Origin of the sequence: Klebsiella sp. MPUS7, assembly GCF_009905335.1 — a bacterium.
Lineage (GTDB): Bacteria > Pseudomonadota > Gammaproteobacteria > Enterobacterales > Enterobacteriaceae > Klebsiella > Klebsiella grimontii.
This window is the reverse complement of sequence record NZ_CP047604.1, coordinates 684,373-697,052: the sequence shown is the minus strand read 5'-3', so window position 1 is coordinate 697,052 and position 12,680 is coordinate 684,373. Positions and strand designations below refer to the sequence as shown.

Below are 12,680 nucleotides of genomic sequence, written 5' to 3'. Positions count from 1 at the left end.
GCGTGATGATCCCTGGAGAATATCAGATAAAGCCCGGACAGATAGCCCTCAACGCTGGCCGCGCAACCTGCAGCATTATTGTTGAAAATCACGGCGACCGGCCGATTCAGGTCGGCTCGCATTACCACTTCGCCGAGGTCAACCCGGCGCTGAAGTTCGATCGCCAGCAGGCGACCGGCTATCGGCTGAATATCGCTGCCGGCACCGCAGTGCGCTTCGAGCCGGGTCAAAAACGCGAGGTGGAGCTGGTGGCGCTGGCCGGAACCCGTGCGGTGTACGGTTTTCGCGGCGAGGTGATGGGCGCGCTGGAGGCAAACGATGAGTGAAATTTCACGTCAGGCCTATGCCGACATGTTCGGCCCTACCACCGGCGATAAAGTTCGCCTGGCCGACACCGAGCTATGGATCGAGGTCGAAGATGATTTGACCACCTACGGCGAAGAGGTCAAATTTGGCGGCGGTAAAGTGATCCGCGACGGAATGGGGCAGGGACAGATGCTTTCCGCCGGGTGCGTGGATCTGGTGCTGACCAACGCCCTGATCGTCGATTACTGGGGGATCGTCAAAGCCGATATTGGCGTCAAAGACGGACGGATCTTCGCGATCGGCAAAGCCGGCAATCCGGATATTCAGCCCAACGTCACGATCCCGATCGGCGCGGCCACGGAAATTATTGCGGCGGAAGGTAAGATCGTCACCGCCGGCGGCGTCGATACGCATATTCACTGGATCTGCCCGCAGCAGGCGGAAGAGGCGCTGGTCTCCGGCGTCACCACCATGATCGGCGGCGGGACCGGCCCGGCGGCGGGCACCAACGCCACGACCTGTACGCCAGGGCCGTGGTATATCTCGCGGATGCTGCAGGCCGCCGACAGCCTGCCGGTCAATATCGGCCTACTGGGTAAAGGCAACGGCTCGAATCCCGACGCGCTGCGTGAGCAGGTCGCGGCCGGGGTTATCGGCCTGAAAATTCACGAAGACTGGGGCGCGACCCCGGCGGCAATCGACTGCGCGCTGACCGTGGCTGACGAAATGGACGTGCAGGTCGCGCTGCACAGCGATACCCTCAATGAGTCCGGATTCGTTGAGGATACCCTGGCGGCCATCGGCGGGCGCACTATCCATACTTTCCATACCGAAGGCGCGGGCGGCGGCCATGCGCCGGATATTATTACCGCCTGCGCGCACCCCAATATTTTACCGTCGTCGACCAACCCGACGCTGCCCTATACCGTCAACACCATTGACGAACATCTGGATATGCTGATGGTTTGCCATCACCTCGATCCGGATATCGCCGAGGACGTGGCGTTTGCCGAATCGCGCATTCGGCGGGAAACCATCGCCGCGGAAGACGTCCTGCACGACCTCGGCGCCTTCTCCCTTACCTCGTCTGATTCGCAGGCGATGGGGCGCGTCGGCGAAGTGGTGTTACGTACCTGGCAGGTAGCGCACCGGATGAAAGTTCAGCGCGGCCCGCTGGCGGAAGAGAGCGGCGATAACGACAACTTCCGCGTAAAGCGCTATATCGCCAAATACACGATTAATCCGGCGTTGACCCACGGTATCGCCCACGAAGTCGGCTCGATTGAAGCCGGTAAACTGGCGGATCTGGTGCTGTGGTCCCCGGCGTTCTTCGGCGTGAAACCGGCGACAATCGTTAAAGGCGGCATGATCGCCATGGCGCCGATGGGCGACATCAACGCCTCTATCCCAACGCCGCAGCCGGTGCACTATCGCCCGATGTTCGGCGCGCTGGGCAGCGCCCGTCACCGCTGCCGTTTGACCTTCCTGTCGCAGGCGGCGGCGGAAAACGGCGTCGCTGAACGGCTGAACCTGCACAGCGCGACGGCGGTGGTGAAAGGCTGCCGCGAGGTACAAAAAGCCGATATGCACCACAACGGCCTGCTGCCCAATATTACCGTGGATTCGCAAACCTACGAGGTGCGCATCGACGGCGAACTGATTACCAGCGATCCGGCGGACGTGCTACCGATGGCGCAACGTTATTTCCTGTTTTAAGGAGCGCACATGCTTTATTTAACCCAACGGGTGGAGACCCCGGCGCAGGCCACGGCCAGCGTTACCCTGCCGATTGACGTGCGGGTAAAAAGCCGCATAAAAGTCACGCTTAACGATGGTCGTCAGGCGGGCCTGCTGCTGCCGCGCGGCCTGCTGCTGCGCGGCGGCGATATTCTCAGCAACGAAAACGGCAGCGAGTTCATCGAAGTGATCGCCGCCGATGAAGCCGTTTCGGTCGTACGCTGCGATGACCCCTTTGTGCTGGCGAAGGCCTGCTATCACCTTGGCAATCGCCACGTGCCGCTGCAAATTATGCCCGGCGAGCTGCGCTATCATCACGATCACGTCCTGGACGATATGCTGCGCCAGTTTGGTCTGGCCGTGGATTTCGCGCATCTGCCGTTTGAACCGGAAGCCGGTGCCTACGCCAGCGAATCACACGACCATCACCATCATCACCATCATGAGCACAGCCACTAAATGCCGACGCCGGAAAAACGTCTGCGCTTAATGCAGCTTGCCAGCAGCAGCCTCCCGGTTGGCGGCTACAGCTGGTCCCAGGGGCTGGAGTGGGCGGTGGAAGCGGGCTGGGTAGCGGATACCGCCGCCTTTGAGCGCTGGCAGCTGCGGCAGATGGAGCAGAGCTTTTTTACCGTCGATCTGCCGCTGTTCGCCCGGCTTTACCGGGCCTGCGAAGCGGGCGATCTGGCCTGCGCCAGGCGCTGGACCGCTTACCTGCTCGCCTGCCGGGAAACCCGCGAGCTGCGCGATGAAGAGCGCAACCGCGGCGCGGCCTTCACCCGGCTGCTGGCCGACTGGCAGCCGGACTGCCCGCCCGAGTGGCGCAAGCTGTGCCAGCAAAGTCAGCTAACCGGCATGGCGTGGCTCGGCGTACGCTGGCAAATCGCCATTCCTGACCTGGCCCTGAGCCTTGGCTATAGCTGGATTGAAAGCGCGGTGATGGCGGGCGTCAAGCTGGTGCCCTTTGGCCAGCAGGCGGCCCAGCAGTTGATTCTACGCCTGTGCGACCGCTACGCGGCGGACATGGACAGCGCCCTCGCCGCCCCGGACGACGCCCTCGGTTCGGCGACGCCGCTGGCGGCTATCGCTTCCGCCCGGCACGAAACCCAGTATTCCCGATTATTCCGTTCTTAGGAGAAAGTATGAACATGATTAAGCAACCGCTGCGCGTCGGCGTCGGCGGCCCGGTCGGCTCCGGAAAAACGGCGCTGCTGGAAGCCCTCTGCAAAGCCATGCGCGACACCTGGCAGCTGGCGGTGGTGACCAACGATATCTACACCAAAGAAGATCAGCGCATTCTCACCGAAGCCGGCGCCCTGGAGCCTGAACGAATTGTCGGCGTCGAAACCGGCGGCTGCCCGCATACCGCCATTCGGGAAGACGCGTCAATGAACCTTGCCGCGGTGGAAGCGCTGAGCGAGAAATTCGGCAATCTCGATCTCATCTTTGTGGAAAGCGGCGGCGATAACCTGAGCGCCACCTTCAGCCCGGAGCTGGCGGATCTCACCATCTACGTCATCGACGTGGCGGAAGGGGAAAAGATCCCGCGCAAAGGCGGACCGGGGATCACCAAATCCGACTTCCTGGTGATCAACAAAACCGATCTTGCACCGTACGTGGGCGCGTCTCTGGAAGTGATGGAGCGAGATACCCTGCGCATGCGCGGCGAACGCCCGTGGAGCTTCACCAACTTGAAAAGCGGCGACGGCCTGCAAAATATCATCGCCTTTATCGAAGACAAAGGCATGCTCGGCAAGTAACCCCTGCACCATCCCGGCGCAGAGGTGTCGGGATGGTGCATGCCCTGCCCTCTCTTTAGCCATCCCCTTCATGAAGCCCTGATAGCGCCTGCCCTGCGATGTGGCATAAGGTTTGCTAATTCCAGTCATGCCTAACCATTAAGGAATGACTATGTCATCACTGGATATAAAAACTGATTTACCTGCGCAAACCAGTGCCTCCGGCTCAAAAGAAACGCTGGAAGATTATACCCTTCGCTATGCTCCGCTGAGCTTTCGCCGCTGGGGACCGGGGGTTGTGGCGGTGACCGCCTTAGGCGGCATCGCCTATCTGGCTGACTTTTCTATCGGCGCCAGCATCGGCATGGCGTGGGGCACCACCAATGCGATTTACGCGATCCTACTGGCGGCGCTGGTTATTTTTCTTACCGGTATCCCACTGGCGATTACCGCCGCGCGCTATAACATCGACCTCGACCTGATCACCCGCAGCGCCGGTTTCGGCTACTTTGGCTCGGTGATCACCAGCATTATCTTCGCCGGATTTACCTTTATCTTCTTCGCGCTTGAAGGCTCGATCATGGCGCAGGGGCTGCTGGTGGGCCTGGGGATCCCGCTGTGGATGGGCTACCTCATCGCCACGCTGATGGTATTGCCGCTGGTGGTCTACGGCATGAAGGCGCTAACTCGCCTTCAGGTCTGGACAACGCCGCTGTGGCTGGTCCTGATGGTGGTTCCGGTGGCCTGGCTTATCGCCAAAGACCCGGATCTGGTGGATGGGTTTATGAACTTCGCCGGTAAAAACAACGCCGCAACGGTAGACTTGACCGCCATTATGCTCGGCGCGGGGGTATGCCTGTCGCTGATCATGCAGATTGGCGAGCAGATCGACTACCTGCGCTTTATGCCGCCGAAGACCGCGGAAAACAGCAAAAGCTGGTGGCTGGCGGTGTTCTCCGCTGGTCCGGGCTGGGTCGTGTTAGGCGCGATTAAACAGATTATCGGCGCTTTCCTCGGCTTCTATCTGCTGACCCGCTTCCCGGCAGTGCATAACACCGAGCCGGTACAGCAGTTCGTCAGCGTCTTCGATAACCTGGTCCCCGGCTGGCTGGCGCTTACCCTCGCGGTGATACTGGTGGTTATCTCGCAGATTAAAATTAACGTCACCAACGCCTATTCCGGCTCGCTGGCGTGGACCAGCGCCTGGACGCGTACCACCAAGCGCTACCCGGGGCGGATTATTTTCGTCATCGTCAACCTGACCATTGCCCTTGCCCTGATGGAAGGCGACATGTTCAGCGCTCTGGCGTGGATCCTCGGCTTCTATTCCAACTTTGCCATCGCCTGGGTGGTGGTGGTCGCCACCGATATCACCGTCAACAAAGGCCTGCTGAAGCTGGCCCCGGCGCAGCCGGAGTATCGTCGCGGGATGATCTATAACGTCAACCCGGTGGGCGTGGTGGCTTTTGCCCTCGCAGCAGGCCTGTCGATTAGCGCCTTCTTCGGCCTGTTGGGCGAAACGCTGGCGCCGTTCTCGCCGCTGATCGCGCTGGCGGTGGCTTTCGTAATGACGCCGGTCATGGGGATCGCCACCCGCGGGCGCTATTACATTAAACAGCGCGATGACGGGATCCCCGAGCCGCGCTACGATGCGCAGGGCAACGCGTCGACCACCGTTTACCGCTGCCTGAGCTGCCGGGAGGAGTACGAACGTCCGGACGTAATGCATTCGCACAAGCATCAGGGCGCGATTTGCTCGCTGTGTAAGAGTATGGAATAAGTCAGGAAGGCAGGCCGACAGGACGTCGGCCTGTGAAACATCAGACGTTATGCCGCCGGGAGTTCAGCCAGCGGCCAGCGCGGACGAACGGTCACGCCGAGCTCCGCTTTCGCCCCGGAGCGCAGACGAACCATCCCGGCATAGGCAATCATCGCGCCGTTATCGGTGCAAAATTCAGGACGGGCATAGAAGACTTCCCCGCCGCGCTTTTGCATCATTTCCGCCAGCTTCGCGCGCAGCGTACGGTTAGCGCTGACGCCCCCCGCCATCACCAGCCGTTTAAAGCCGGTTTGCTCCAGTGCGCGGCGGCACTTAATCATCAGCGTATCCACGACCGCGTCTTCAAACGCGCGGGCGATATCGGCGCGGGTCTGGTCGTCATCGCCGTTGTTGCGGATGGTGTTCGCGGCAAAGGTTTTCAGACCAGAGAAGCTGAAATCCAGGCCGGGGCGGTCGGTCATCGGTCGCGGGAAGACAAAGCGCCCTTCGGTGCCCTGAGAAGCCATCTTCGACAGCATCGGGCCGCCGGGATAATCCAGCCCCAGCAGTTTAGCCGTCTTATCGAAGGCTTCGCCCGCCGCGTCGTCAATAGACTCGCCTAACAGCTCGTACTGGCCAATGCCGGTGACGCTGATCAGCTGGGTATGACCGCCGGAAACCAGCAGCGCGACAAAAGGGTACTGCGGCGGATTATCTTCCAGCATCGGCGCCAGCAGGTGCCCTTCCATATGGTGTACCGGGATCGCCGGCACGTTCCAGGCGAACGCCAGCGATCGGCCAACCGTGGCGCCGACCAGCAGCGCGCCAACCAGACCCGGGCCCGCCGTATACGCAACGGCATCAATATCCTTTGCCGTCAGCCCGGCTTCCTTGAGCGCCGCCTGAATCAGGGGGACAGTTTTACGCACGTGGTCGCGCGAGGCCAGCTCAGGCACCACGCCGCCGTAGTCAGCGTGCAATTTCACCTGACTATACAGCTGGTTGGCTAACAGACCTTTTTCGTCGTCATAAATGGCGATGCCGGTTTCATCGCAGGATGTTTCAATTCCCAGTACACGCATGGCTAGTTTTACCTCGTTTCAATACCGCGCAGTGTAGGACCAATGCGGGTTGATGTAAAACTTTCCTCACCCCTGGCGTTCACTTCGTGTATACTCCCTGTCCTTATAAAAGTCCCTTTCAAAAATCGCGTCGGTGCTTTACAAAGCAGCAGCAATTGCAGTAAAATTCCGCACCATTTTGAAATAAGCTGGCGCTGATGCCAGCGGCAAACCGAATTTATCAAAGGTGAGAGTTACATGCCGGTAATTAAAGTACGTGAAAACGAGCCGTTCGACGTAGCGCTGCGTCGCTTCAAACGTTCATGCGAAAAAGCAGGTGTTCTGGCGGAAGTTCGTCGTCGTGAGTTCTATGAAAAACCGACTACCGAACGTAAACGCGCTAAAGCTTCAGCAGTGAAACGTCACGCGAAGAAACTGGCTCGCGAAAACGCACGCCGCACTCGTCTGTACTAATCTGTTGGGAGCATAGCTCTCAATTCAGACCGAGTTGTAGTTGTAAGGCCGTGCTTCCGAAAGGAATGCGCGGCTTATTTTCGTTTATGCATTAGCATATACACGACATCATTCAGGATGCACTCAGGCAGCAAGGGAGTGAGTCCCGGCGCTTACTCAAGTAAGTGGCAGGGGTGAACGAACTTAGCCAACGCAGAGGCAATCTGAAGGCTCAAGTGTATAAAACGGGGCATATGGCTGGACGAATCCCACGAGTATTTATCAATGACCTGCTGGCGCGCACCGACATCGTCGATCTGATCGATGCCCGGGTAAAGCTGAAAAAGCAGGGCAAGAATTATCACGCGTGCTGTCCGTTCCATAACGAAAAAACCCCCTCTTTCACCGTCAATGGTGAAAAACAGTTTTACCACTGCTTTGGCTGCGGTGCGCACGGCAACGCTATCGACTTCCTGATGAACTACGACAAGCTCGAGTTCGTGGAAACCGTCGAAGAGCTGGCCGCCATGCATAATCTTGACGTGCCGTATGAAGCAGGTAGCGGGCCCAGCCAGATTGAGCGCCATCAGCGGCAAAATCTTTATCAGCTGATGGATGGTCTGAACACGTTTTATCAACAGTCTCTGATGCAACCCGCCGCCGACCCCGCGCGCCAGTATCTGGAAAAACGCGGCTTAAGCAGTGAGGTCATTACGCGCTTTGCGATTGGCTACGCCCCTCCCGGCTGGGACAACGTTTTAAAACGTTTTGGCGGTAATCAAGAAAATCGCCAGTCGCTGATTGATGCAGGCATGCTGGTCACGAACGATCAGGGGCGCAGTTACGACCGCTTCCGCGAACGGGTGATGTTCCCCATCCGCGATAAGCGAGGCCGGGTGATTGGTTTTGGTGGTCGCGTGCTGGGTGATGCCCTGCCGAAGTACCTGAACTCCCCGGAGACCGATATTTTCCATAAAGGCCGCCAGCTGTACGGTCTTTATGAAGCGCAGCAGGACAACGCTGAACCGTCCCGCCTGCTGGTGGTCGAAGGCTATATGGACGTGGTGGCACTGGCGCAATTCGGCATCAACTATGCCGTTGCGTCGTTAGGAACGTCGACGACCGCTGACCATATTCAGCTGTTGTTCCGGGTCACCAATCAGGTGGTTTGCTGCTACGACGGCGACCGGGCTGGCCGCGATGCCGCCTGGCGCGCGCTGGAAACGGCGCTGCCGTATATGACCGACGGGCGTCAGCTACGCTTTATGTTTCTGCCGGATGGCGAAGATCCGGATACGCTGGTGCGCAAAGAGGGGAAAGCCGCATTTGAAGCGCGGATGGAGCAGGCTCAGCCGCTCTCCACGTTTTTGTTCAACAGCCTGCTACCGCAGGTGGATTTGAGCACCCCGGACGGACGCGCGCAGCTGAGTACGTTAGCCTTGCCGCTAATAACTCAGGTACCGGGCGAAACGCTGCGCATTTATCTGCGTCAGGAGTTAGGCAATAAGCTGGGGATTTTAGACGATGCGCAGCTTGAACGTTTAATGCCAAAACAGTCTGAAAATGGCATCCAGCGCCCTGCTCCGCAGCTAAAACGCACGACCATGCGTATACTGATAGGACTACTGGTACAAAACCCGGACCTGGCCCCGCTGGTACCGCCTCTCGAAGGGCTGGACCCGCGTAAAATGCCCGGGCTTGGTTTGTTCAACGAACTGGTTAAAACCTGTTTAGCACAGCCGGGCCTGACTACCGGACTGCTTTTAGAGCAGTATCGCGGCACAAATGAAGCCGCAACCCTTGAAAAACTGTCGATGTGGGACGATATAGCAGATAAGGATATTGCTGAAAAAACCTTCACCGACTCGCTCAACCATATGTTTGATTCACTGCTGGAACTGCGGCAAGAAGAGTTGATAGCTCGCGACCGCACGCACGGTTTAAGCAGTGAAGAACGCCGGGAGCTCTGGACTATCAGCCAGGAACTGGCCAAAAAATAAGCGAAAGATTAAATCATTCAAGTTGTATCAAGGCAGCAAGAGAACGAACTCCTGGAAGGAAACATAAATCCATGACCAGGATGAAGGAACGCAGCTAACGCTAAGACAACTTGAAGGATGACGTATTTAACGGCTTAACTGCCGAATATCGTTCGGGAAGCCCCCGACAGCCGCTCGAGGCGCAGCGGCAATAATATAAGTACGCCCTCGCTTTAAATGTTGGCAGTTCGCCTGCTTACACCAATCAAACGAATTAAGTGTGGATACCGTCTTATGGAGCAAAACCCGCAGTCACAGCTGAAGCTTCTTGTCCAACGTGGTAAGGAGCAAGGCTATCTGACCTATGCCGAGGTCAATGACCATCTGCCGGAAGATATCGTCGACTCCGACCAGATCGAAGACATCATCCAAATGATCAACGACATGGGCATTCAGGTGATGGAAGAAGCACCGGATGCCGATGATCTCTTGCTTGCTGAAACGAACAACAATACCGACGAAGATGCGGAAGAAGCTGCCGCGCAGGTTCTCTCCAGCGTTGAGTCTGAAATAGGACGCACAACCGACCCGGTGCGCATGTACATGCGCGAAATGGGTACCGTCGAACTGCTGACGCGCGAAGGCGAAATTGACATCGCTAAACGCATCGAAGACGGGATTAACCAGGTCCAGTGCTCGGTTGCGGAATACCCGGAAGCGATCACCTATCTGCTGGAGCAGTACGATCGCGTTGAAGCGGAAGAAGCGCGCCTGTCCGATCTGATCACCGGCTTTGTCGACCCGAACGCTGAAGAAGATCTGGCGCCAACCGCCACTCACGTCGGTTCTGAACTCTCTCAGGAAGAGATGGATGACGACGAAGACGAAGATGAAGAAGAAGACGACGACAGCAGCGATGACGACAACAGCATCGACCCTGAGCTGGCGCGCGAGAAATTCGCCGAACTGCGTACGCAGTACGAACTGACCCGCGACACCATCAAAGCGAAAGGTCGTAGCCACGCCGCAGCGCAGGAAGAGATCCTCAAGCTGTCTGAAGTGTTCAAACAGTTCCGTCTGGTGCCGAAGCAGTTTGATTACCTGGTTAACAGCATGCGTGTCATGATGGATCGCGTTCGTACTCAAGAACGTATTATCATGAAGCTGTGCGTTGAACAGTGCAAAATGCCGAAGAAAAACTTCATCACTCTGTTCACCGGCAACGAAACCAGCGAAACCTGGTTCAACGCGGCCATCGCCATGAACAAGCCGTGGTCAGAGAAGCTGCTTGACGTAAAAGAAGACGTCCAGCGCGGCCTGATGAAGCTGCAGCAAATTGAGCAAGAGACCGGCCTGACCATTGAGCAGGTAAAAGATATCAACCGTCGCATGTCCATCGGTGAAGCGAAAGCCCGCCGTGCGAAGAAAGAGATGGTTGAAGCGAACCTGCGTCTGGTTATCTCGATCGCCAAGAAATACACCAACCGCGGTCTGCAGTTCCTCGACCTGATCCAGGAAGGCAACATCGGTCTGATGAAAGCGGTTGATAAGTTTGAATACCGCCGCGGCTATAAGTTTTCCACCTACGCAACCTGGTGGATCCGTCAGGCGATCACCCGCTCTATCGCAGACCAGGCGCGCACCATCCGTATTCCGGTGCATATGATTGAGACGATCAACAAGCTCAACCGTATTTCCCGCCAGATGCTGCAGGAGATGGGCCGCGAGCCGACGCCGGAAGAGCTGGCCGAGCGTATGCTGATGCCGGAAGATAAAATTCGTAAGGTGCTGAAAATCGCCAAAGAGCCGATCTCCATGGAAACGCCGATTGGCGACGATGAAGATTCGCATCTGGGAGATTTCATCGAGGATAACACCCTCGAGCTGCCGCTGGACTCTGCCACCACCGAGAGCCTGCGCGCCGCCACCCATGACGTTCTGGCTGGCCTGACCGCCCGAGAAGCGAAAGTCCTGCGTATGCGCTTCGGTATCGACATGAATACCGATCACACGCTGGAAGAAGTGGGTAAACAGTTCGACGTTACCCGCGAACGTATCCGTCAGATCGAAGCGAAGGCGCTGCGTAAACTGCGTCATCCGAGCCGCTCTGAAGTGCTGCGTAGCTTCCTCGACGATTAATTATCGCCGCGTACCGCAAAAAGCCAGTCAAATGACTGGCTTTTTTTATGCCTGAACGGTAATCATTTATTTAAGAAATATTAAAACCAAAATATAAAACCCTTAAAAATATATTCAGGCCATATTCTTAATTACTTCTTTATAGGCAGATAAACAACTGGACTCACCGTTTTACGTTTGTACTATGGGTTTATGGATAGCCCATAGGGCCTAAAACGGAAGATAAATCATAGGGAAATGGAATGAATAGCAAGCGTAAAATTCAGCTGGCTGATTTTAATAGAACGGTTATTTTAACCACATCTAATACCTTATTTCTCAGTCGCGGAATAGAAAATACCACCATGGATGTGATCGCCCATGAAACGGGTTTTAGCAAAACAACGCTTTATACCTATTTTGAAAATAAAAAAGATATTCTGGATCATCTTATCCTTCAGGGAATGGAGCATTTCCATCAGGAGGTGCTAAAAATAGCCAATCGGCAAAATTCATTTCGCGACTTTTATCGCGAGCTATGCCATGCGCTGATCGCTCTCCACGAAGCGAGCATTGCCTATTTTCCCGCTATTACAGGCAAAATCGCGAGTTCTGAAAAAATCACTAAAAACAATAAAGCGTTGAAAAGTATCTCTATGATTGGTGAGCAGATAAACCATATTATCGCCGCGCAAATTACCGACGCCGCCGAAAAAAAAGAGATCGCGCTGAATGCTCCCGCCGCGGACGTCACGATGCTGTTCTGGCTCTGCCTGACCGGACTCGTAGAAAAATCCTCACATAGAGAATCCTATCTTTTACGTCACCTTGAAAAAGACCGTAAATCCTTTCTCGACTTCGCTTTTAACTCAGTACTATTAATGATAGAAAAAGGGAATATTAGCGATAACGCAAAAGCTGGCTAAAGCCTCAGGCTTTAGCCAGCGCAGAGTCGTCCGCAGTGCCTTAAAGCCCTCGCGTTGCCAGCGCCTCGTCAAGCTCCCGGTAGGCCTCCACCAGCTTATCCAGCGTCGCCCGGTTGAGCCCGCTGGGATTTGGCAACACCCATACTTCCGTCGCGCCTATGGTCACCTGCTGTTTACCCCATTTTACGCCGCGTACCTGAAACGCTTTCTCGAAGGCCTGTTTACCGAGGATCGCCAGCGCATACGGCTGATACTCTTCCATTTTTCTGACCAGCTCCCGGCCACCGTCACGGAGCTCCAGCAGCTCGACCTCGCTGGCCTGCACCGTTGGGCGCTCGACGAGCATGGTGATCCCGCAGCGAGTATCCAGCAGCTGAAGTTCCTCCTCGGGCTTCAGCAGACGGTCGGTAAACCCGGCCTGGTGAATCACCTTCCAGAAGCGATTTCCCGGATGGGCGAAATGAAAACCGGTATGGGCGGAAGACTTCCCCGGATTGATACCGCAAAAGACGACCCTCAGGTTCGGCGCCAGAATATCGTTAATCATATTTTCCCCAGCTCAATACCTAAAAGGTCATTATAAAGGATTGAAAATGCGTTGT

The 12,680-nt window shown here is 56.6% G+C and carries 12 protein-coding genes; 10 read left to right on the top strand and 2 right to left on the bottom strand.

Features of this window, described 5'->3' with window-relative positions:
- The first annotated feature begins 5 nt into the window (after positions 1–5).
- The 6 genes from GUC22_RS03360 (at position 6) to GUC22_RS03335 (ending at position 5,562) form a co-directional block, all read left to right on the top strand.
- A complete protein-coding gene (locus GUC22_RS03360; protein WP_004135711.1) occupies positions 6–326 on the top strand; it encodes an urease subunit beta in 321 nt (106 codons plus the stop codon).
- Positions 319–2,022 (top strand): urease subunit alpha, encoded by a 1,704-nt coding sequence (gene ureC / locus GUC22_RS03355; RefSeq protein ID WP_154932827.1) that lies wholly within the window; start codon positions 319–321, stop codon positions 2,020–2,022. The genes GUC22_RS03360 and ureC overlap by 8 nt, the downstream gene beginning before the upstream one ends.
- A 9-nt stretch (positions 2,023–2,031) precedes the next feature.
- Positions 2,032–2,502 (top strand): urease accessory protein UreE, encoded by a 471-nt coding sequence (gene ureE, locus GUC22_RS03350; RefSeq protein ID WP_154916211.1) that lies wholly within the window; start codon positions 2,032–2,034, stop codon positions 2,500–2,502.
- Positions 2,503–3,177, top strand: a complete 675-nt coding sequence (locus GUC22_RS03345) for an urease accessory protein UreF (RefSeq protein WP_024358692.1) — start codon at positions 2,503–2,505, stop codon at positions 3,175–3,177.
- 8 nt (positions 3,178–3,185) lie between these two features.
- Positions 3,186–3,803: an urease accessory protein UreG gene (ureG, locus tag GUC22_RS03340; RefSeq protein ID WP_004105899.1), complete on the top strand. Its 618-nt coding sequence runs from the start codon at positions 3,186–3,188 to the stop codon at positions 3,801–3,803.
- A 151-nt stretch (positions 3,804–3,954) separates the two neighbouring features.
- Positions 3,955–5,562 carry a purine-cytosine permease family protein gene (locus GUC22_RS03335; RefSeq protein ID WP_131930439.1) on the top strand — a complete coding sequence of 536 codons (1,608 nt, stop codon included), beginning with the start codon at positions 3,955–3,957 and terminating at the stop codon, positions 5,560–5,562.
- A 47-nt stretch (positions 5,563–5,609) separates the two neighbouring features.
- Here GUC22_RS03335 and tsaD read toward each other — a convergent pair whose 3' ends face one another.
- Positions 5,610–6,623: a tRNA (adenosine(37)-N6)-threonylcarbamoyltransferase complex transferase subunit TsaD gene (tsaD, locus tag GUC22_RS03330; protein WP_004872392.1), complete on the bottom strand. Its 1,014-nt coding sequence runs from the start codon at positions 6,621–6,623 to the stop codon at positions 5,610–5,612.
- A 237-nt stretch (positions 6,624–6,860) separates the two neighbouring features.
- Between tsaD and rpsU the strand changes: the two genes are divergently transcribed.
- The 4 genes from rpsU to GUC22_RS03310 all read left to right on the top strand — a co-directional run bounded on the left by rpsU (position 6,861) and on the right by GUC22_RS03310 (position 12,078).
- Complete coding sequence (gene rpsU / locus GUC22_RS03325) at positions 6,861–7,076, top strand: 30S ribosomal protein S21 (RefSeq protein WP_001144069.1); 216 nt, start codon at positions 6,861–6,863, stop codon at positions 7,074–7,076.
- 233 nt (positions 7,077–7,309) lie between these two features.
- Positions 7,310–9,055 (top strand): DNA primase, encoded by a 1,746-nt coding sequence (gene dnaG / locus GUC22_RS03320; RefSeq protein WP_004872393.1) that lies wholly within the window; start codon positions 7,310–7,312, stop codon positions 9,053–9,055.
- Between the two features lie 273 nt (positions 9,056–9,328).
- Complete coding sequence (gene rpoD / locus GUC22_RS03315) at positions 9,329–11,173, top strand: RNA polymerase sigma factor RpoD (RefSeq protein ID WP_004125383.1); 1,845 nt, start codon at positions 9,329–9,331, stop codon at positions 11,171–11,173.
- 242 nt (positions 11,174–11,415) lie between these two features.
- The gene (locus GUC22_RS03310; RefSeq protein WP_024358694.1) at positions 11,416–12,078 is read left to right on the top strand and encodes a TetR/AcrR family transcriptional regulator; all 663 of its coding nucleotides are present in this window, start codon (positions 11,416–11,418) and stop codon (positions 12,076–12,078) included.
- A gap of 40 nt (positions 12,079–12,118) precedes the next feature.
- On the opposite strand, the gene mug is transcribed toward GUC22_RS03310, so the two are convergent.
- Positions 12,119–12,625: a G/U mismatch-specific DNA glycosylase gene (mug, locus tag GUC22_RS03305; RefSeq protein WP_024358695.1), complete on the bottom strand. Its 507-nt coding sequence runs from the start codon at positions 12,623–12,625 to the stop codon at positions 12,119–12,121.
- Between the last annotated feature and the right edge of the window lie 55 nt (positions 12,626–12,680).